This window comes from Actinomadura terrae (assembly GCF_022751215.1).
In the GTDB taxonomy this organism is placed as follows: domain Bacteria; phylum Actinomycetota; class Actinomycetes; order Streptosporangiales; family Streptosporangiaceae; genus Spirillospora; species Spirillospora terrae.
The window spans coordinates 265,229-284,892 of sequence record NZ_JAICDG010000004.1 but is presented as its reverse complement, the minus strand read 5'-3'; the positions used below and the strand labels follow the sequence as shown (position 1 = coordinate 284,892).

The 19,664-nt window shown below is 70.9% G+C and carries 18 protein-coding genes; 15 read left to right on the top strand and 3 right to left on the bottom strand.

The annotated features are described in order from the left end of the window. Position 1: 1 nt before the first annotated feature. From folE to K2F47_RS25940, 6 genes are all read left to right on the top strand, one after another. The gene (gene folE / locus K2F47_RS25965) at positions 2-613 is read left to right on the top strand and encodes a GTP cyclohydrolase I FolE (RefSeq protein WP_242907903.1); all 612 of its coding nucleotides are present in this window, start codon (positions 2-4) and stop codon (positions 611-613) included. Between the two features lie 416 nt (positions 614-1,029). Continuing rightward, a complete protein-coding gene (gene folP / locus K2F47_RS25960; protein ID WP_372490915.1) occupies positions 1,030-1,965 on the top strand; it encodes a dihydropteroate synthase in 936 nt (311 codons plus the stop codon). After that, the gene (locus tag K2F47_RS25955; protein WP_156214534.1) at positions 1,962-2,399 is read left to right on the top strand and encodes a nuclear transport factor 2 family protein; all 438 of its coding nucleotides are present in this window, start codon (positions 1,962-1,964) and stop codon (positions 2,397-2,399) included. Before folP ends, K2F47_RS25955 begins: the two co-directional genes overlap by 4 nt. Continuing rightward, the gene (gene folB, locus K2F47_RS25950) at positions 2,396-2,761 is read left to right on the top strand and encodes a dihydroneopterin aldolase (protein ID WP_242907901.1); all 366 of its coding nucleotides are present in this window, start codon (positions 2,396-2,398) and stop codon (positions 2,759-2,761) included. Before K2F47_RS25955 ends, folB begins: the two co-directional genes overlap by 4 nt. Continuing rightward, complete coding sequence (folK, locus tag K2F47_RS25945) at positions 2,758-3,345, top strand: 2-amino-4-hydroxy-6-hydroxymethyldihydropteridine diphosphokinase (RefSeq protein ID WP_242907899.1); 588 nt, start codon at positions 2,758-2,760, stop codon at positions 3,343-3,345. Before folB ends, folK begins: the two co-directional genes overlap by 4 nt. Continuing rightward, on the top strand, positions 3,342-3,815 hold the full coding sequence (locus K2F47_RS25940; RefSeq protein WP_242907897.1) for a DUF3180 domain-containing protein: 474 nt from the start codon (positions 3,342-3,344) through the stop codon (positions 3,813-3,815). The genes folK and K2F47_RS25940 overlap by 4 nt, the downstream gene beginning before the upstream one ends. A gap of 70 nt (positions 3,816-3,885) precedes the next feature. On the opposite strand, the gene K2F47_RS25935 is transcribed toward K2F47_RS25940, so the two are convergent. Next, positions 3,886-5,034, bottom strand: a complete 1,149-nt coding sequence (locus K2F47_RS25935) for an NADH-quinone oxidoreductase subunit D (RefSeq protein ID WP_242907895.1) — start codon at positions 5,032-5,034, stop codon at positions 3,886-3,888. 402 nt (positions 5,035-5,436) lie between these two features. On the opposite strand from K2F47_RS25935, the gene K2F47_RS25930 reads away from it, so the two are divergent. Both K2F47_RS25930 and K2F47_RS25925 read left to right on the top strand, forming a co-directional pair. Continuing rightward, positions 5,437-5,829: a PH domain-containing protein gene (locus tag K2F47_RS25930; protein WP_242907894.1), complete on the top strand. Its 393-nt coding sequence runs from the start codon at positions 5,437-5,439 to the stop codon at positions 5,827-5,829. Between the two features lie 764 nt (positions 5,830-6,593). Further along, on the top strand, positions 6,594-7,862 hold the full coding sequence (locus tag K2F47_RS25925; RefSeq protein WP_242907892.1) for a PH domain-containing protein: 1,269 nt from the start codon (positions 6,594-6,596) through the stop codon (positions 7,860-7,862). A 114-nt stretch (positions 7,863-7,976) separates the two neighbouring features. Here the strand turns inward: K2F47_RS25925 and K2F47_RS25920 are convergent, their stop codons facing one another. Further along, positions 7,977-8,816, bottom strand: coding sequence for an alpha/beta fold hydrolase (locus tag K2F47_RS25920; RefSeq protein WP_242907890.1), 840 nt, complete (start codon positions 8,814-8,816; stop codon positions 7,977-7,979). Positions 8,817-9,853: 1,037 nt separating this feature from the next. On the opposite strand from K2F47_RS25920, the gene K2F47_RS25915 reads away from it, so the two are divergent. Both K2F47_RS25915 and K2F47_RS25910 read left to right on the top strand, forming a co-directional pair. Continuing rightward, positions 9,854-10,300, top strand: coding sequence for a MarR family winged helix-turn-helix transcriptional regulator (locus K2F47_RS25915; protein WP_242907888.1), 447 nt, complete (start codon positions 9,854-9,856; stop codon positions 10,298-10,300). A gap of 27 nt (positions 10,301-10,327) precedes the next feature. Then, complete coding sequence (locus K2F47_RS25910; RefSeq protein ID WP_242907886.1) at positions 10,328-11,536, top strand: cytochrome P450; 1,209 nt, start codon at positions 10,328-10,330, stop codon at positions 11,534-11,536. 846 nt (positions 11,537-12,382) lie between these two features. On the opposite strand, the gene K2F47_RS25905 is transcribed toward K2F47_RS25910, so the two are convergent. Further along, positions 12,383-13,396: an SAM-dependent methyltransferase gene (locus K2F47_RS25905; protein WP_242907884.1), complete on the bottom strand. Its 1,014-nt coding sequence runs from the start codon at positions 13,394-13,396 to the stop codon at positions 12,383-12,385. Between the two features lie 115 nt (positions 13,397-13,511). On the opposite strand from K2F47_RS25905, the gene K2F47_RS25900 reads away from it, so the two are divergent. The 5 genes from K2F47_RS25900 (at position 13,512) to K2F47_RS25880 (ending at position 19,584) form a co-directional block, all read left to right on the top strand. Further along, positions 13,512-14,675 (top strand): sensor histidine kinase, encoded by a 1,164-nt coding sequence (locus K2F47_RS25900; protein ID WP_242907882.1) that lies wholly within the window; start codon positions 13,512-13,514, stop codon positions 14,673-14,675. A 59-nt stretch (positions 14,676-14,734) separates the two neighbouring features. After that, on the top strand, positions 14,735-15,430 hold the full coding sequence (locus tag K2F47_RS25895; protein WP_308198460.1) for a response regulator: 696 nt from the start codon (positions 14,735-14,737) through the stop codon (positions 15,428-15,430). 160 nt (positions 15,431-15,590) lie between these two features. Continuing rightward, positions 15,591-15,887, top strand: coding sequence for a chaplin family protein (locus K2F47_RS25890; protein WP_242907880.1), 297 nt, complete (start codon positions 15,591-15,593; stop codon positions 15,885-15,887). A 359-nt stretch (positions 15,888-16,246) separates the two neighbouring features. Continuing rightward, positions 16,247-17,020 carry an ABC transporter ATP-binding protein gene (locus tag K2F47_RS25885; RefSeq protein ID WP_372490914.1) on the top strand — a complete coding sequence of 258 codons (774 nt, stop codon included), beginning with the start codon at positions 16,247-16,249 and terminating at the stop codon, positions 17,018-17,020. After that, positions 17,020-19,584 carry an ABC transporter permease gene (locus tag K2F47_RS25880; protein ID WP_242908781.1) on the top strand — a complete coding sequence of 855 codons (2,565 nt, stop codon included), beginning with the start codon at positions 17,020-17,022 and terminating at the stop codon, positions 19,582-19,584. Before K2F47_RS25885 ends, K2F47_RS25880 begins: the two co-directional genes overlap by 1 nt. The last annotated feature ends 80 nt before the right edge of the window (positions 19,585-19,664 follow it).

The following is a 19,664-nucleotide window of genomic DNA, read 5'->3' as shown; positions in this document are numbered from 1 at the left end:
CTTGGCCATTCCGTACGACGAGGCGCCGCTCAAGGACGACCCACCGGGGTTCGACCACGTCCGCATCGAGAACGCCGTGCGCGAGATCCTGTTCGCGATCGGGGAGGACCCCGAGCGCGACGGGCTCCGCGACACCCCCGCGCGGGTGGCGCGGGCGTACGCCGAGCAGTTCGCCGGCCTGCGCCAGCGTCCCGAGGACGCCCTCACGACGGTGTTCGACGCCGACCATGAGGAAATGGTCCTGGTGAAGGACATCGAGGTGTACAGCGTGTGCGAGCACCACCTGGTGCCCTTCCACGGGGTCGCCCACGTGGGGTACACGCCGAACAAGAAGGGCCAGATCACCGGTCTGTCGAAACTCGCCAGGCTGGTGGACGTGTACGCGCGCCGCCCGCAGGTGCAGGAGCGGCTCACCAGCCAGGTCGCGGACGCGCTGATGAGCGTCCTGGAGCCGCGCGGCGCGATCGTGGTGATCGAGGCCGAGCACCTGTGCATGACGATGCGGGGCGTGCGCAAGCCGGGCGCGAAGACCGTGACGTCCGCCGTCCGCGGCGACTTCCGTGATCATGCCGAGACCCGCGCCGAGGCGATGAGCCTGATCCTCACGCGTTAGCAGCGCTCCACCCTCCCCAAGCTTTTCAAGGCATCTGAACGGGCCTCAGCGGCGAGCTGAGGCCCGTTCACCGCGTCTCAGGCGTCCCGGCAGTCGCAGTGGTCGCTCGGTGCCGCGCGAATCGACGGCTCCGGACGCTTGTTCGAAGCGGCTCTGGTGCTCGTTCGAGGCGGTTCCCGATGTTCGTTCGAGGTGGCCGCGAGGATCTTTCGAGGCGCTGGGATGATCTTTCGAGGTGGACGTCTCGACGGCGTCCGGCCGGCTCGGGAGGTGGGGTTTTCGGATGTCTGGGATGGCCGTCCGCAAGGGCCACTGGACGCGTTCGCGGTGGTCGTCCTCCGGTCCTGCGGAACGGTGTCCGGAAGGCCCTGGGGCGGCGCCCCGGAGTGCTGAGATCAAGGCATAGGGTTGGTCATATGACCAGTGCCGTTGTTCCGGGGCTGCCCGCGCCAGGGCGCTGCCTCGTGATGGGCGTGGTCAACGTGACCCCCGACTCGTTCTCCGACGGCGGCGCCTGGTTCGACGCGGAGAAGGCCATCCGGCATGGGCTCGACCTCGTCGCCGAGGGCGCCGACATCGTCGACGTGGGCGGGGAGTCCACCCGGCCCGGCGCCCAGCGGGTTTCGCTGGACGAGGAACTCCGCCGCGTCATCCCCGTCATCGAGGCGCTCAGGGACGAGAACGTTCCCGTCAGCGTCGACACCATGCGGGCCGAGGTGGCCGAGGCCGCCGTGGCGGCGGGCGCCCGGCTGGTGAACGACGTGAGCGGCGGCCTGGCCGACCCCGAGATGCCCCGTGTGGTGGCGTCCGCCGGTGTTCCCTACGTCGTGATGCACTGGCGCGGTCACAGCCACGACATGCAGACCCGCGCCGTGTACGCCGACGTCGTCCGCGAGGTCCGCGAGGAACTGCTGCGCCGGGTCGAGGCCGTCCTGGAAGAGGGCGTGGACCCGTCTCTTATCGTGCTGGACCCGGGGCTCGGTTTCGCGAAGAGCCCCAAGGCCGGGCACAACTGGGCGCTGCTGGCGCACCTGGAGGAGCTCACCGGTACCGGCTACCCCGTTCTCGTGGGCGCCTCCCGCAAGAGCTTCCTGACGACCCTCCTGGCGGACCCCGACGGCACCCGCCGCCCGTTCGCCGAATGCGACGACGGCACCGTGGCGACCTCGGCGCTCGCCGCGTACGGCGGGGCGTGGTGCGTGCGCGTGCACCGCGTCCGGCCCAACGTCGACGCCGTCCGGGTGGCCGCCGCCATGCGCGCGACCCGTCCGCTGCCGTCCGAGCACGATGTCCCCGAAGCCGAACCTGCCGCGGCGGACGGTCGCGCCGAAACCGGGAGCGCCGACCGATGAGCCACGCAGTGAACCGCGCCGATCTGGACGAGGTGCACGCGGAGTTCTACGCCGCCTTCGAGGCCGGCGACTTCGACCGGATGTCGGCCGTATGGGCCGACGGCCGTTTCGCGGACGGCGTCTCCTGCGTGCATCCAGGTTGGGCGATGCTCAGGGGACGCGAGGAGGTCCTGCGCTCCTGGGCCCTCATCATGGCCAACACGCCCTACATCCAGTTCGTCCTGACCGACGTCGAGACCGATGTTTACGGCGATCACGCGGTGGTCACTTGCAAGGAGAACGTTCTCACCGCCGACGAGGACACCGAATCGGGGTTCCTCGCCGGCGGCAGCATCGTCGCCACCAACGTGTTCGTCCGGTCGGACGGTGAGTGGCGGCTCCTGCTCCACCATGGTTCACCCGTGCTCAACGTCGTCGATGCAGAGGAAGAATGACTCTCGACCACATCGAACTGCGCGGCCTGCGCGTCCGGGGCCGACACGGCTACCTGCCCGCCGAACGCGAACTCGGTCAGGAGTTCGTGGTCGACGTCGTCCTCGGCCTGGACACCCGTCCCGCCGCTGAGGGCGACGACCTTTCGCGTACCGTCGACTACGGATCGCTCGCCGACCGGCTCGTCGCCGCCGTCGAGAACGACCCCGTGAACTTGATCGAAACGCTTGCCGAGAGGCTCGCGAAGATATGTCTGGAAGACGCGACGGTGGTGGACGCGGAGGTCACCGTCCACAAGCCCAGCGCCCCGGTGCCGCACCCCTTCACGGACGTGGCCGTGAAGATCAGGAGGAGTCGCCCATGACAGCGTCCGACCGCATGCCCGACCGCACCGCGACCGGCGGCCACATGCTGGTCCAGCACCGCGTCGTGTTCTCACTCGGCAGCAACCTCGGCGACCGCCTGGACAACATCCAGGAGGCCGTCGACGCGCTGTTCGACGCCCCCGGGTTGGAGTTCGTGGCGTTCTCCCCCGTGTACGAGACCGCTCCCTACGCGCCTCCCGGTGAGACAATCCCCGAACAGGGGGACTACCTCAACATCGTCCTGGTCGCCGACACCCGCCTGCCGCCGGAGAACCTGCTCGAACGCATCCTCAACATCGAGAACTCCATGCGCCGCGTCCGTGAAGTGCGGTGGGGCCCCCGCACCCTGGACATCGACATCGTGGTCTTCGGTGACATCGCCATGGACGACCCCGCGCTGACCCTCCCGCACCCCCGCGCGCACGAGCGGGCGTTCGTGCTCGTCCCGTGGGCCGACATCGAGCCGGACGTGCTGCTCCCCGGGCACGGCCGTGTCGGCGACCTCGCGGCGGCCAAGCAGGCGGAGGGGGGACCGTCGGCCGTTCGCCGCCGGGGTGACCTGACACTCCAGCAGCCTGCATGAGACCGTCCCGCCCGCTGTTCCTCATCGCCCTCGTGGTCGTCATCGGCGTGACCACCTGGGCGGTGCTGCGCTCGGCCTACGTCTCGTTGCCGCCGCTCCCCTGGACGGCCGTCCCGACCCTTCTGCTGCTGGCGCTGGGCGAGGGCTTCACCGGTGTGAACGTGCTGCGCCGCATCCGCCGCAAGCCCGGCACCAAGCCGGTGGAACCGCTCGTGGTCGCGCGCATGGCCGCGCTGGGCAAGGCCAGCGCGCATGCGGCCGCCGTGCTGGCGGGCGTCTTCGCGGGGTTCGCCGGAAGCCTCGCCGACTCCCTGGACAAGCCGACCCCCCGCCACGACTTCTTCGTCAGCGGGGGGACGTTCCTCGCCGCCGCCGTACTGGCGGGAGCCGCCTTCTTCCTGGAATACGCGTGCCGCGTACCCAAGGACCCGGACGAGGAGGAGCACAGCCGCGGCGCCTCCCGTGCCTGACCTCGGCGCGTTCTTGGAGTTCGCGTCGGGCGGCTGCGGTTAGTAGAGGGGGCGGTGGCGTTGATTCGGATTACTTGTCGATGTCGCCGACGACGAAGAACATCGAGCCGAGGATCGCGATCATGTCGGCGACCAGGTTGCCGGGCAGCAGCTCCGCCAGTACCTGGATGTTGTTGAACGACGCCGACCGGAGCTTCATCCGCCACGGGGTCTTCTCACCGCGGGACACCAGGTAGTAGCCGTTGAGGCCCAGCGGGTTCTCCGTCCAGGCGTAGGTGTGGCCCTCCGGGACCTTCAGCACCTTCGGGAGCCGCTGGTTGATCGGTCCTGGCGGAAGCTCGGCGAGGCGGTCCAGACAGGCGTCGGCGATGTCGAGGGACGCGTACACCTGGTCCAGAAGGCACTCGAACCGGGCGAGGCAGTCGCCCTCCTGGCGGGTGACCACGCGGACGGGGATCTCGCCGTAGGCCAGATACGGTTCGTCCCGCCGCAGGTCGAAATCCACACCGGACGCTCGCGCGATCGGGCCGGACACCCCGTACTGGAGGATCTGCTCCCGGGTGAGGACGCCCACGTCCCGTGTACGCGCGCGGAAGATCTCATTGCCCATGATGAGATCCGCGATGTCGCTCATGCGCGCCCGGACCTCGGCGACCGCGTGCCGCGCGCGTGTCGTCCAGCCTGCGGGCAACTCCTCCTTCAGGCCGCCCACACGGTTGAACATGTAGTGCATGCGTCCACCGGAGACCTCCTCCATCACCCGTTGCAGCACTTCGCGCTCACGGAACGCGTAGAAGATCGGGGTGATCGCGCCTACCTCCAGCGGATAGGACCCGAGGAACATCAGGTGGTTGAGGACACGGTTCAGCTCCGCCAGCAACGTCCTCGCCCATACGGCGCGTACCGGAACCTCCATCCCCAGCATGCGCTCCACGGCGAGCACCACCCCGAGCTCGCTGGAGAACGCCGACAGCCAGTCGTGCCGGTTGGCCAACACGATGATCTGCCGGAAGTCGCGCACCTCGAACAGCTTCTCCGCGCCGCGGTGCATGTAGCCGATGATGGGTTCGGCGGCCGAGATCCGCTCGCCGTCCAGCGTCAGCTTCAGCCGCAGCACGCCGTGCGTGGACGGGTGCTGGGGCCCGATGTTCAGGGTCATGTCCTCGGTCGCGAGCTCCTTGGCGCCCGCACCGATACCGACGATTCGCTCGGTGGTCATGGTCGCGTCTCCGCCGCTCCGATCACCGCCACATAGTCGCATGGCGAGCGGTCGAGGTTATCCGGTTGACTAGAGGCGATGAACGCGAGCCGTGGCGAACCGCCATATGAGCCCGCCGCAAACCCGGGATCGCAGGGCGCGGCGCATCCGTTGTCGTCGCCGAGCCCTGGCCAGGGCGGGGCAATCCAGGACGGGCCGGGCCTGGGCGCGTCGCCGTCCGTGACGGGGCAGGCGCAGGACCCGGGGGGTTACGCGGCGTACGGCCAGGGCGGCGCGGTGGCCGCGCCACCGGTCTACCAAGCGGACCAGGCGTTCGCGCCCGGGAACGGGCTCCACTGGTCACCCATCTCCAAACGCCACACCTGGCACCGGCTCCTTACGGCTGTGCTCTGGGCGGTCCCTGTGGGCGCTCTCGGGGCCTTCCTGGTGTGGCGGAACGGCGGAGGCGCGGTGGCCGCCGCCATGTGGCTCGCGGCCCTGATGCTCGTGGTCGTCCTTGCGGGAGCCATGGCCGAACTGGGCCGCCGGTCCTTCGGCTATGCGGAGCGGGGGGACGACCTCATCGTCACGTATGGGGTGCTCGTCAAGCGGCTCATCGTCGTGCCCTACGGGCGGATGCAGTTCGTGGACGTGACGGCTGGGCTACTGGAGCGGTGGATGGGAATCGCCACCGTCCGCATGCACACCGCCGCGGCGGCCACCGATGCCACCATCCCGGGCCTGCCCGCGGCAGACGCCGGACCCCTACGCGATCGCCTCGCCCGGAAGGGCGAGGAGCGGAGCATGGGTCTATGAGCGGCCCTTTCGGCCCTCCTCCGGAAAACGAGGATTCTTCCAACGGCCCTCACCCACATTCGCAGGGGCCGTATGGGGCGCCCGGCCCCGCCGGTCCGTATGGCCCTCCAGGGCAGAACGGCTCCCCTGGGCCGTATGGACCTCAAGCCCAGCCGGGGGACCACGGCCCGCAAGGCCAGCCTGCGCACCCAGGCCCGTATAGCCGACCCGCCCCCTATGGACAACCCGGACCATACGAAGCGCCGGGCCCTCACGAAGCACCAGGACCCCACAGAGCGCCGGGTCCCGAAGGAGCGCCGGGCGCTCCCGGCGGCCCGGGTCCCTACGGAACGCCAGGCTCTCACGGCGCGCCAGGCCCTCACGGGGCGCCGGGTCCCAATGGAGCGCCGGGCCCTCACAGCGTGCTGGGCCCCTACGGAACGCCGGGCCCTCCCGGCGGGCCAGGCCCTCACGGGGCGCTGGGCCCTCACGGTGCGCTGGGCCCTCACGGTGCGCTGGGCCCTCACGGTGCGCTGGGCTCTCACGGGGCGCCGGGCTCCCACGGTGTGCCCGGGCCGTATAGCGCCTCGGGGCCCTATGGCCCGCACGGTCCATATCCCCCTAACGGACACCCTCCTTATGGGCCTCCTCGTCCGCCGTATCCGGGGTCGCCCTATGGTCCGCCCCGTCCGCCCTACGGGTATGGCCCCCATCCGGGGTACGGCCCACCCCCACCGGTGCGGTTCTCCGAGGGGACACACAGGCTGCATTGGGCGACCGCGCCATTGCGGGCGTTCTTCATCCTCATCGTGTACTTCGTCCTGCTCGGCTTTCCGCTGCTGCTCACGCAGACCGATGAGGGCATCACCATCGAGTTGACCCCCGAGGTGATCGCCAGGTTCCTGATCGTGAGCGTCCCCATGACGGCGATCGCCGTGGGTTCCGGTCTGTGGGCGTGGCTGGGGCTGCGGTTCCGCGTGGACGGTGACGACCTCGTCGTCGAAGCCGGACTGCTCCGCAAGCGGAAGCGCCGCATACCGCTGTCGCGCGTCCAGGCCATCGACCTCGTCCGTCCCTTGGTCACCCGCGTCTTCGCCCTCGCCGAGGTGAGGGTGGAGCTTGCCGGAGGCGAACAAAGCGAAATCGCGCTTCGCTATCTCGGCCGCCGTTCCGCCCAGCAACTACGGGCCGAACTCCTCGCGCGCGCGGCCGGTCTGCCCGGACATACGCCCGAAGCGCCCGAACGCCACCTGTGGCGCGTGCCCTTCGGTGCGCTGTTCGGGTCGCTGCTGGTGCGGTTCCCCGTGATCGGGACGGTCGTCCTGTTCCTGGCCTCGCTGCTGTTTCTCGTGGCGTACGCGGAAGGCGGAATGCTCGCCGTCGCCGTGCCCGCGTTCCTCGGTCTGATCCGCGCCGTCATCGCGCCCCTGGTGATGTACGCCAACTTCACGGTCGCGATGTCGCCGGACGGTATCCGACTGCGCTACGGGCTGCTGGAGACCCGCATGCAGACCCTTCCGCCCGGACGGGTGCAGGCGGTCAGCATCGTCGAACCGGCGCTCTGGCGTGCCCTGGGATGGGCGCGGGTCGAGGTCACCGTCGCCGGTTACGCGGGTGAGCGTCAGGCGCTCTCCTCGACGCTTCTGCCGGTGGCGCCCCGGCAGGTCGCCATCTATCTGGTGTCGCAGGTGTTTCCGGGGACGAACATCGACGCGGTGCCTCTCGTCCCCGCGTCGTCGAAGGCGGTGGCCGCCGACCGCGCGGGCGGCGCCGGGACCGACGACGTGGTGTTCGTGGCCCGCCACGGCTGGCCCTGCCGCCGCACCGACGTCATCGCGCACGCCCGCGCGCAGAGCGTGCGCCTTACGGCCAACCTGTTCCAGCGGCTCCAAGGGCTGGCGACGGTCCACGTGGACGCGCCGCCGGGGCCGGTGCAGGTCGCCGCGTCCGCCCGCGACCTGGGAGAGGCGCGCGCGATCGTCGACGCGACCGCGCGGCGGGCCCAGGCCGCCCGCCGGGCCTCGGGCGACACGACCCACTGGGCCGCCCGCTGACCTGGTTATCCACAGAACGCCATTCTACTTCCGCCGTCGACCACCGGCCCTGACCATGGAGTTGGTCGGCCCGTCCGAGAGGGGGAGGGCGGGCCGACCCCACCCGAGTGATCGTCAGGAGGTGAGCGTCAAGATCTCGTGCAGACGGGCGGCGAAAGCACGCGGGAACGCCGTGTTGCCGTTGTGTCCGCCGGGGAACTCCACGAGCGGGGTGTTGAGGACGGAGGCCAGCTCCTCGGCGCACCGATGGTTCCAGGCGTTCTTCGAATCGACACCGGCGGCGGGCACGATGCGCGTGCCGCTGGCGGCCGCGGCGACCTCCTTGGGCCCGAGGGTGCTGCGGCGAAGCTCGGAAACGTCATTGGTCAGGTAGTACGTCATGTTGGCGGCCCGCTCCTCGGTCATCGGTACCAACGTGACGCCGGACTCGGTCTCCATACGGGCGGGATCGAGCCCGGTGGCGGCGGCGACCATAGCGATGGCGGCACGCCAGCCGCCCGCGCGAGCGGTGGCCTCGACCTCGGCGAGCGTGCGGTCGATCCGGGCGCGATCGGAAGGAGGCAGCAAACCAGGCGCGGCCACGTCATGAGCGATGAGCGTGGAGAGCTGCCCAGGGTGCGCGGCGGCCAGGTGAAGCCCGTAGAGCGCGCCCAGGCTGCACCCGAGCATGAGCGCGGGCTCGTCGGTGAGCGCCGCCAGCAGATGGTGGACGTCCTCGGCGTGCGTCTCGGGCGAGACGGGCGCGGTCGGGTCGGCGACGGCGGTCCGTGACAACCCGCGCCGGTCATAGGTGACCACGGTGTAGTGCTCGACCAGTCGATCGACCATGTCCGCACTCCGCCGCGCGTCCCCCTCGCCACTTTGGCCGATCACCAACACCGGTCCGTCCCCCCGGATCTCGTAGTACAGCTCGGCTCCAGGTATGGGGAGCATCGCGCTCGTGGTGGTTGCCATGTCTTCTACGTCCTCTCGAAACGAGGTTGCTCATGTGAGAGCGAGATTGATCGGGGGTTGTCAGGGCCAAGAAGAGGGCTGCGCAACCTGGCTTGCCGCATCACAGGTCCCGGCAGGGCTCACGTTCTCGGAGCCAAGAAGCGGGGCGCTAGCTGAGCGGCGCCGAGCGCACTGCACAAGCACCAGGCCGTGCTGTTCGGATCGTGCTGCTCAGGTCGTGCGTTCGCGTCACGCTGTCCCGCGAGGTAGCCACCGCCAAAAGCATCCCGCTCCTGGCCTCGCCGTCCATGCCCTCGGCTCGGGTGCGAACGTCCTCACCTCGGCAAAGGTCCTGTACGGGCTCACCGGCATCGCCGGCTGCCAGGCCTCACAGGGCTACTATGCGTGCTCTTCTCCAGCAGGGACCAGCACCAGGCCGTGCCGTTCAGGCCATGCCGGGACGGCTCGGGTAGACGCCATGCCGCAAAGAGGTCCGCGGGTGGGCCGCGGTTCAACATGGGGGTGCGTGCAGAGACTCGAAATCGGTGTGTGGGGCGGTGGTGTAGGTACGCGGCGCATGTGGGGCGGCGGCGTGGGTGGGCGGACGGTGATGGGGGTGGCTGCGGTGAGCGCGTGCTGGTGTGGATGGGACTGGTTGGGCTGGCGATGGCGCGGTGGAGGTCGGTGAGCGAGGGGCGGTGAGCGAGGGCGGTGAACAAGGGGCGTGAACAAGGGGCGTGAACAAGGGGGCGGTGAGCGAGGGGGCGGTGAGCGAGGGGGCGGTGAGCGAGGGGGCGGTGAGCGAGGAGGCGGTGAGCGAGGAGGCGGTGTGAGAGGGCCGTTGAGGGGGCGGCGGGGTGACGGAGGCGGACGGTGGTGTGAGGAGGGCGGGTGTGGTGGGAGACGAGGGTGTGAGGGGGGCGGTGGTGTTGAGCGGCGTGTGGGGGGCGTGTGGGTGGGTGGTCGTGTGGGGGTTGGGGGTTGCAGGTGGGGGGAGCTTAATGGATCTATTTTGATGTATCAAGTTTGATGTATCTATCTGGATGTAAGTTGAGGGGGTGAACGGTGTTGAGTTGTTCTTGTTGGGGCGGGCGTTGATGAAGGTCGGGGAGGAGGCGATGCCTGCGGCGCGGGGTGGGGAGCGCGGGGGGGCGCGGGCGGTGCTGATCGTGTTGAGCGATGTCGTCGGGCATCCGGACACGGCCGTGGGGGAGATCGCCGAGCGCACCGGGTTGCCGCAGAGCCAGGTGTCGATGGCCGTGGCGCGGCTCCGGGAGGCGGGGTCGGTGGTGACGGCGCCGGATCCGGCGGATCGGCGGCGGTCGTTGGTGCGCAAGGCGGGCGAGGAGTCCGAGCGGGTGGCCGAGGTGCGCGCGGCCAGTATCGAAGGGGCCCTGACGGCTGCGCTGGGCGGTCCGGAGCACGTTCGGGAGGTGACGGCGGCGCTGGAGACGCTGGCCCGCCATCTGATGCCCGGTTCTGTCACCGATGCGGGCTCGGAATGAGCGGTTCACGGGCTTATCGTCGGAACCATGAATGAGCTGGCCTACGATCCGTGCTCACCTGATTTCGTCACCGACCCCTACCCCGTGTTCGAGTGGCTGCGCGCTGAGCGCCCGGTCTTCTTCCATGAGCCCAGCGACCAATGGGTGATCAGCAGGTACGAGGATGTGAACGCGCTGCTGAGGGATCGGCGGCTCGGGCGCACCTACCTGCACATCGCCGGGCACGAGGAGTTCGGCCAGGAGCCGGAGAGCGAGTTCGTCAAACCGTTCTGGGATCTCGTCCGCGCCGGGCTGCTCGACATGGAGCCGCCCACGCATACGCGGCTGCGGCGCCTCGTGTCGAAGGCGTTCACGGCGCGAATGGTGGAGGGGCTGCGGCCGATGATCCGCCGGCTTGCCGGGGAACTGGCCGAGTCCCTGGTGGCCAAGGGGGGCGGCGACCTGCTCGCGGAGGTCGCCGAGCCGCTGCCGGTGAACGTGATCGCCGAGATGCTGGGCGTGCCGGTGGCGGACCGGCACCTGCTGCGTCCCTGGTCCGCCGACATCTGCGGCATGTACGAGCTGAACCCGCCGCAGGACGTGCAGCGGTCGGCCGTCCGGGCCGCCGCCGAGTTCTCCGAGTACCTGCGCGATCTGGCGCGGCAGCGGAAGGACGCGCCGCGCGACGACCTGATCAGCGCGCTCGCCCAGGTCGTCGACGGTGGCGACCGGATCACCGAGGACGAGTTGATCGGCACCTGCGTCCTGCTGCTCAACGCGGGCCACGAGGCCACGGTCAATACGACCGGAAACGGTTGGTGGGCGCTGTTCCGCCATCCCGGGGAGCTGGCGCGGCTGCGCGCTGACGCCTCGCTCATTCCCGCCGCGATCGAGGAACTGCTGCGGTATGACACGCCGGCGCCGATGTTCGAGCGGTGGGTGCTGGAGGACATCACCGTTGCGGGAATCGACATTCCGCGCGGTGCCGAGGTCGCGTTGCAGTTCGCGTCCGCCAACCGTGACCCTGCGGTGTTCGCCGAGCCTGACCGCCTTGACCTGGGGCGGGATCCGAATCCGCACATCACCTTCGGGCTCGGTATCCATTACTGCCTGGGGGCGCCGCTGGCTCGGATCGAGCTCGCCGAGTCCTATGGCGCGCTGCTGCGACTTGCCCCCGGTCTCCGGCTGGTGGACGAGCCGAAGTGGAAGCCCGGATTCGTCCTGCGCGGCTTGGAAGCCCTTTATGTCGAATGCTGACTCGGCGGCCGATCAGCGCGGGGGCTGGGCTTGACCGACCTCGCGGGGTGAGAGGGCACGCGCGCGCCACGTCCCCGTCATGGCCGGGGAACCGATCTCGTTCAGGGGGGCGGGGAGGGCGTGGTCTCGAGGGTGGGAGCTACGCCACCTAGACGAGAGCCGATCCCGCTCAGGGGGGCGGGGAGGCCCTCGGTGGGAGTTAGCACGTCCAGCGTCCCGACGGGCGCGGACGGGCCGTCGGCGACCGCCGCGGCGATCGCACGGTGGATGCCGCCTAGGCAGTGCTTCAAGGTCCCGGCCCACTGCCCTCGCCTGGCGGCTCGGGCAGTGACCGTGCCTTGGCGGGCGCGGAATCGCTTCGCGAGCTTCCCGGGCGGGCCCGCCTCCGGTGTCCGCCCCACCGCTCGGCTACACGCCCGCGTGACGGCTGAGGCCACTTTGAAACACGCCCTAGCCGGTCTCGTTCAGGGGAGGCGGTGATCGCAGGGTTGGATGCCATCTGGCCGGTCTCGCTCAAGGCGCGGGGAGGCGGGGCGCGCGCGGTGAGTGCCGGTTAGCCGGTTTCGCTCAAAGGGCGGAAAGGCGGCGTTCGCGGGTTAGGTGGCTTGGGGCGGTCTCGCTGAGGGGGCGGGGGCGGACGGTTGGGTGGCATTTGGCCGGTGTGGCTTAGGGGCGTGGGACGGCGGCAGTCGCGCGGTTGGGTGCCATCTAGCCGGTCTCGCACACGGGAGGGAGGCGGCGTTCGTACGGTTGGGTGCGATCTGGCCGGTCTCGCTTAGCCGGGTGGGGAGGCGGCGTTTGCGGGGTTGGTGGCAATTGGCCGGTGTCGCTTGGGGGTGGGGCGGGCTAGCTGGGCTTGTTCAGGGGGGTTGGGAGGGGGATTTGGACGGTTTGGGCCAGCCAGCCGAAGCTGCCCAGGCCGGACGGGTCCGTCAGTTCGGCGTCCTCGCCCGCGTGGCAGAGGGCGGTCAGGTAGGCGCGGGGGTCGCGGTGGGCCTCGGACGTCGGGGGGCGTGCGCCGGACAGGCCGAGGCCGCGGAGGGCGGCGCGCTGGGTGGTCAGGAGGGTGGACGTGGCGCCGGCGCGTTCGCCCGCGACGACGCAGGCGTCCAGGGCGACGTGGGCGGTGACGTCGCAGGAGCCGTCCGGGACGGCGGGGACGGTGGAGCCGTCGCGGTAGCCGGTCAGGGTGCCGTAGGGCGGCCGGGACTCGCGGGAGTGGGAGTAGTCGACGGCGATCGCGAGGCCGCGGCGGAGCCGCCTGATGACCGAGGCCCAGGCGGCGCAGCGGGGGTGGCCGATCTCGGCGCGGTCGCCCGGTTCGCGGAGGGGCCACCAGCGCTCCAGCCAGTCGCGGTCCTCGGCGGTGGGCTCGGGGCCGGTGCGCTCGGTGCCGCTGGACGGGTCGACCAGGACGGTGCGGACGCCGCCCGGGGTGTGCTCGGCCACGTCCAGCGGAATGTTGTCGAGCCATTCGTTGGCGACCGCCAGGCCGGTGATCTCGGCGGGCAGTTCGGCGCGCCAGGCGATGCGGTCAGGGAGGTCGGCGGGACGCGGCGCGATCTCCACGGCGGTCGGCGCGAGGCGGTCGGCGAGGCCGGGGGGCGCGCAGGAGAGGACGTTGGCCAGGAGCCGTCCGGAACCGGCGCCGATGTCCACGATGTCCAGCCGGGCGGGATGGCCGAGCGCGGCGTCGATCTCGGCGAGCAGCCGGGCGATCGCGGCGGCGAAGCGGGGGGAGGCGGTCACGGAGGTGCGGAAGTGCTCGGCGGGGCGTTCACCGCGCCGGTAGAAGCCGTCCTCGCCGTACAGGGCCCGCTCCATCGCGGTGCGCCAGGTCAGCCATTCGGTCACGGGCATCGCCACTCCTGTGACGTTACCGTGGGCCGCCACCGCCGAGGTCCATCCTTGCGGTGGAGTCGGTTCCGACTTGCGGCTGATCCGAGGCTGACCTGCGTGTCCTTACGCTGACGGCATGGCCCCGAGGTTCTGGGAGTGGTTGCGCGGCAGGACGCCGCTGGTCGACGCGTTCCTTGCCGCGCCGGTGCTCATACTGGCGTTCCCGGTGCTGTTCGGCAGCGGACCGAACGTGAGCGGGATCAGGTACACGGTGATGACGGCGGCACTGCTGGTGCCGATGGTACTGCGCCGCACCTTCCCCCGGACGATCTTCGCGGTGGTCGCCGCCGTCTCGTTCGTCCAGTGGGCCCTGAACGTTCCCGTCCTGCCCGCGAACATCGCCATTCTGATGGGGCTCTATACCGTCACGGCCAGTTGTACCTTCCGTTGGGGGCTGGCGGCCGCGCTGGTCGGCGAACTGGGCACGGCCCTGGCGACGATCCGCTACCCGGTCGGCTCGGATGACAAGAAGTTCACGTTCCTTGCGATGACGGCAGTGGTGGCGGGTGTGTGGATCCTCGGCCTGCACATGCGGACGCGGCGCGCCTACCTGCGGTCGGTGGAGGAGCGCGCCGAGCGGCTGGAGCGCGAGCGGGACGCCGAGGTCCAGATGGCGATGGCCGCCGAGCGCGGCCGCATCGCGCGTGAGCTGCACGATGTCATCGCCCACAACGTCAGCGTGATCGTGGTGCAGGCGGACGGCGCGTCCTACGCGATCAACACCGATGTCGGGAAGGCCAGCCAGGCGCTGGAGACGATCTCCTCGACCGGGCGGCTGGCGCTGGCGGAGATGCGGCGGCTGCTCGGCGTCCTGCGCGAGGGCGACGACGCGGGCGAGTACGCGCCGCAGCCGGGGGTCGCGCAGCTCGACGACCTGGTGGAACAGGTTCGCGCGTCGGGGCTCGCGGTCAACATGCGGGTGGACGGTTCGCCCGCGACCATGTCGGAGGGACGGCAGCTCACCGTGTTCAGGATTGTCCAGGAGGCGCTGACCAACACCCTCAAACACGGCGGATTGCGCGTGTCCGCCGATGTCCGGCTTCGCTATGCCGGGGACACCGTCGAGATCCGGGTCGTGGACGACGGGCGCGGGGCCGCCGCGGTCAGCGACGGGCGCGGGCACGGCCTGGTCGGGATGCGCGAGCGCGCGGCTGTTTACGGGGGCAGCGTCCGGGCGGCGCCGCGTCCGGGCGGGGGGTTCGAGGTGGTCGCGCGGATTCCCGTGCGCGAGGCGGCGTGACCGCTGGGGTCCGCGAGGGGTGTTGGGTGGGAGGTGCCAGGAGCGTGCTGGGAGGCAGCGTGGACGAGTTGGTGGACGAGGGGCCGATCCGGGTGGCCCTGGTCGACGATCAGGAGCTGGTGCGGGCCGGGTTCAAGATGGTGCTGGACGCGCAGCCCGACATCGAGGTCGTGGGGGAGGCGGCCGACGGCGTGCAGGCGCTGGAGCTGCTGCGGGCCACGGCGGCCGACGTCGTCCTGATGGACGTGCGGATGCCGCGGATGGACGGCATCGAGGCGACCCGGCGGGTGGTGGCGGCGTCCGGGCCGAAGGTCGTGATCCTGACGACGTTCGACCTCGACGAGTACGCGTTCGCGGCGATCAAGGCGGGCGCGGGCGGGTTCCTGCTGAAGGACGCGGGGCCGACGCAGCTCATCGAGGCGATCAAGGCGGTGCACTCGGGGGACGCGGTGGTGGCGCCGAGCACGACCAAGCGGCTGCTGGACCGGTTCGCGCTGCACCTGCCGGACGCGCAGGAGCGGGCGACCGGCGCCCTGGAGAGCCTGACCGAGCGGGAGGGCGAGGTGCTGCGGCTGGTCGCGCGCGGGATGTCCAACGGGGAGATCGCGGCGCGGCTGTACGTCTCGGAGGCGACCGTCAAGACGCACATGGGGCGGATCCTGATGAAACTGGGCCTCCGGGACCGGGTTCAGGCGGTGGTGTTCGCGTATGAGACGGGTCTGGTCAAAAGCGGCCAAAGAGACGACTCGCAGTAATTACTTGATCACCACTTGGTGACTCTTGTCAGGCGTCTTGGGGGTGGCATTTCCGTCACCGGAAGGTAGCTGGGTAACTACCGTACGCGACGTCATTCATGTGGATGGCCTCGGCATTGTCCATCGGGTCCACCGAAACCCGACGTACGGGAGGATTAACGTGATCAAGAAGCTTGCCGCGACCGGCATCATCGGCTTCGCCATCACCGGCTCGATCTTGACCGCCGGCCCCGCCTTCGCCGATGGCCATGGGCACGGGCATGGCCACGGACACGGGCACGGCCACGGCGGCCAGTTCTCGAACAACCAGACCAGCGGTAACGGGTCGATCCTGGGCGGCAACCAGATCTTCGTGCCGATCAGCGTCCCGATCAACGTCTGCGGCAACAACATCGTCGCCGTCCTCGCGAACGCCCAATGCAAGGGCGGCGCGGGAGTGAACTTCCTGAACCACTGAGCCGTCACGGTCTCAAGCGCGAGCGCCGGGGTCCCTCGGGTCCCCGGCGCTCGCGCGTTTCGGACACTCCGGCTTCCCCTCGCGGCTCTCCAACCGGCGATCGCCAGGCCGGGCCCCGGAAGGTGCGGGCCTTCGCGTCGGTAGGACGGTCGACCGGACCCGGCGTGGCATTTCCCATCCGCGCCGTCCCACGGTCTTGGCGTCGGTAGGACGGCTGACCGCGGCGTACGACTCAGGTCGTACAGGGCGTTCCGGACACGCCGCATGGTTGACGTGAACCGTGGCCGCGGGGGCGATGGCGGGGGCGGCGGCGATTCCTAGCGTGGAGCACGGTCGTTCACATCCACGAAGGAGTCGCCGTGACCAGCACGTTCACCAGCCCGCCCGGGGGAGTTCCGGACGCGGGGCGAGTGCCCGCCGTCGCCGCGGAGCGCGTGTCGAAGGTGTACGGGTCCGGGGACGCGGCCGTGCACGCGCTGCGCGAGGTCAGCGTCGGGTTCGCGGCCGGCGCCTTCACCGCGATCATGGGGCCGTCCGGGTCGGGCAAGTCGACGCTGATGCACTGCCTGGCCGGGCTCGACACCGTCACCGAGGGGCGGATCACGCTCGGCGACGCCGAGCTGACCGGCCTGAACGACCGGCAGCTCACGATGCTGCGCCGGGAGCGGGTCGGGTTCGTGTTCCAGGCCTTCAACCTGCTGCCGACGCTGACCGCCGAGCAGAACATCAGGTTGCCGCTCGACCTCGCGGGCCGCGGGGTCGAGCGCGCGTGGTTCGACCAGGTCGTGGACGTGGTCGGGCTCCGCGAGCGGCTCGGGCACCGGCCGAGCGAGCTGTCGGGCGGGCAGCAGCAGCGGGTGGCGTGCGCGCGGGCGATCGTCGCCCGGCCCGACGTGATCTTCGCGGACGAGCCGACCGGCAACCTCGACTCCCGCGCGGGCGCCGAGGTGCTCGGCTTCCTGCGATCGTCGGTGCGGGAGATGGGCCAGACGATCGTCATGGTCACCCACGACCCGGTGGCGGCGGCCTATGCCGACCGGGTGGTGTTCCTGCGCGACGGGCAGATCGTCTCGGAGATCGTCCGTCCGACGCCGGACGCGGTGCTCGACCGGCTCAAGAGCCTGGGGGCGTGATGCTGCGGACGACACTCGCGGGCCTGCTCGCCCACAAGCTGCGCCTGCTGCTGACCGCCGTGGCGATCACGCTCGGCGTGGGGTTCATCTCCGGCACGTTCGTCCTGACCGACACGATGGACCAGGGCGTCGAGCGGACGTTCGCGAAATCTGCCGGCAAGGTGGACGTCGCGGTGCTGCCGCCGACTGCCGGCGGGTCGAAGCATGACGACATCCCCACCGACGTCCTGCGCAAGGTCCGGGCGATTCCGGGCGTGACCGACGCGCAGGGCACGGTGCGCGGGGAGGCCGCGCTCGTCGGCAAGGACGGCAAGACCGTCGGCGACTACCCGACCGTCGGCCTGTCGGTGCCGACCGGACGGCTGCTGCGGTTCGACGTGGACCAGGGGCGCGTGCCGTCCGGCGCCACCGAGGCGGTGCTCAACAAGGAGGTCGCCGACCGGGCCGGATACAAGGTCGGGGACGCGGTGACCGTCCTCGACCACGCGGGCCGCCCGCACCGCTTCACCGTCGTCGGGATCGTCGACTTCGGCATAGACAACGAGGCCAGCGCGCAGGGCGGGGTGGGCTTCGACGCCGCGACCGCGCTGGCGATGACCGGCACGAAGGGCTACCGGGAGATCGACGTCCTCGGGGTGGACCGGACCAAGGTCGCCGCGGCCGTCGGCGGACCGGCCGTCCGCGGCTCGGCCGGCGGCGGCTCCTACGAGGTCCTCACCGGGGACGGGCTCGCCAAGCGGCTCGCCAAGGCGGCGGGCGCGGACACCGAGATCATCCGCACCGGCCTGCTGATCTTCGGGCTGGTGGCGATGCTGGTCTCGGCCCTGGTCATCTACAACACGTTCTCGATCCTGATCGCGCAGCGGATGCGGGAGATGGCGCTGCTGCGCTGCGTCGGCGCGACGCGGCGGCAGGTGTTCGGCGGCGTGCTGGTGGAGTCGGCGGTAGTCGGGGTGGTCGGCTCGCTGCTCGGCATCCTCGCCGGGATCGGGCTCGGCGCCGCCGCGGTCGCCGCGATCAGCCGGTTCGCCTCGGAGGTCCCGGTGGACGGGTTGACCTTCGCCGGACGCACGGCCGTGGTGGGGCTGGCGGTCGGCGTGACGGTGACCGTGCTTTCCGCGCTGTTGCCGGCGCGGGCGGCAACCCGCGTCCCGCCGGTCGCGGCGCTGCGCTCGGAGTTGGAGCCGGCCGCCGGACGGTTCCGGCTCGGACGCGTCCGGACGGCGTTGACCGTCCTGTTCGGGGCGGCCGGGCTCGCGCTCGGCGCGCTCGGCTCGCTCCAGATGGGGAAGGGGCCGACCGCGATGTACGTCGTCGCGTTCGGCGGCGCCGTGTTCTTCCTGGCGGTGGTCATGGGGATGCCCGCGCTGGTGCGCCCGTTCGGACGCGTCGCCGGGGCGGTCCCGGCGCGGCTCGGCGGCGTGCCGGGACGGCTGGCCGTGGAGAACGCCCGCCGCACCCCGCGCCGCACCGCCACGACGACGATCGCGCTGACCGTCGGCGTCGGGCTGATGAGCCTGTTCGCGGTGGTCGCGGCGAGCAGCAAGGCGACGTCGGCGGCCAAGCTCGCGGAGCAGTACCCGGTCGAGTTCCAGGTGGAGGCGCGCGGCGGCGCCGGGCCCGGCCACGAGACCGGCGGCGTCGTCCCGCACGCGCTCGCCGAGACGCTCGCCAAGCGTCCGGAGTTCGCCCAGGTCTTCGAGGTGCTGGGCAAGGACACCGAGCTCAACGGCAAGTCGGTGACCGTTGCCAGCCTGACCGGCAGGGCACTCGGCACCGTGCTCAAGCCCCGTCTTGAGTCGGGGTCGGAGGCGGCGCTGCGGCCGGGCGGCCTCCAGCCCGGGACCGTGCTGGTGGACAAGATTTTCGCCGACGGCAAGGGGCTGTCGGCGGGCCAGACCGTCCAGCTCAAGACCGCGCACGGCCGGGTGCCCGTCAAGATCGCCGCCGTGTACTCCTCATCCGCGCCGCTCGGCGAGGTGCTGGCCCCGGAGGCGGACTTCCGCCGGTACTTCGGCGCCCCCGGCCAGTCGGCGATCTACGTCCAGGACAAGGACGGCGTGCCGGCGGAGGCGGCGCGCCGCGTCGTCGAGGACGCGGCGCGGCCCTACCCGACCGCGAAGGTGTACTCGGCCGCCGAGTTCGAGGAGAGCGTCAGCAAGGCGATCGACATGATCCTGATGATCTTCGGTGGGCTGCTCGGGCTGGCGATCGTCATCGCCCTGTTCGGGATCGCGAACACGCTGACGCTGTCGGTCGTGGAGCGGACGCGCGAGTCGGCGCTGCTGCGCGCCCTCGGCCTCACCCGCCGCCAGCTCCGCCGGATGCTGTCGGTCGAGGCGCTGGTCATGGCCGTGATCGGCGCGTTCACCGGGGTCGTGCTCGGGATCGCGTTCGGCTGGGCCGCGACCCGCGCGATGGCGGAGGGCTCGGTCTTCTCGCTGCCCTACCTCCAGGTCATCGGCTTCGTCGTCCTCGCGGGCGCCGCCGGGACGGTCGCGGCCGTCATGCCCGCGCGGCGTGCCGCCAAGGCGTCGATCGTGGAGTCCCTCGCCACCGACTGACCTCGCAGGGTCACCTGGGCCGGGATTCACCCCGTCCCAAACCGGGTGCGATGCGTGAGGAGAGTTGGCTCCGCCCCACC

Coding starts and splice junctions, on each gene's coding strand:
- K2F47_RS25880 (WP_242908781.1), top strand. CDS start 17,020: ATGCTGCGGACGACACTCGCGGGCCTGCTCGCCCACAAGCTGCGCCTG.
- K2F47_RS25905 (WP_242907884.1), bottom strand. CDS start 13,396: ATGCCCGTGACCGAATGGCTGACCTGGCGCACCGCGATGGAGCGGGCC.
- folP (WP_372490915.1), top strand. CDS start 1,030: ATGACCAGTGCCGTTGTTCCGGGGCTGCCCGCGCCAGGGCGCTGCCTC.
- K2F47_RS25900 (WP_242907882.1), top strand. CDS start 13,512: ATGGCCCCGAGGTTCTGGGAGTGGTTGCGCGGCAGGACGCCGCTGGTC.
- K2F47_RS25920 (WP_242907890.1), bottom strand. CDS start 8,816: ATGGCAACCACCACGAGCGCGATGCTCCCCATACCTGGAGCCGAGCTG.
- K2F47_RS25935 (WP_242907895.1), bottom strand. CDS start 5,034: ATGACCACCGAGCGAATCGTCGGTATCGGTGCGGGCGCCAAGGAGCTC.
- folB (WP_242907901.1), top strand. CDS start 2,396: ATGACTCTCGACCACATCGAACTGCGCGGCCTGCGCGTCCGGGGCCGA.
- folK (WP_242907899.1), top strand. CDS start 2,758: ATGACAGCGTCCGACCGCATGCCCGACCGCACCGCGACCGGCGGCCAC.
- K2F47_RS25940 (WP_242907897.1), top strand. CDS start 3,342: ATGAGACCGTCCCGCCCGCTGTTCCTCATCGCCCTCGTGGTCGTCATC.
- K2F47_RS25955 (WP_156214534.1), top strand. CDS start 1,962: ATGAGCCACGCAGTGAACCGCGCCGATCTGGACGAGGTGCACGCGGAG.
- K2F47_RS25910 (WP_242907886.1), top strand. CDS start 10,328: ATGAATGAGCTGGCCTACGATCCGTGCTCACCTGATTTCGTCACCGAC.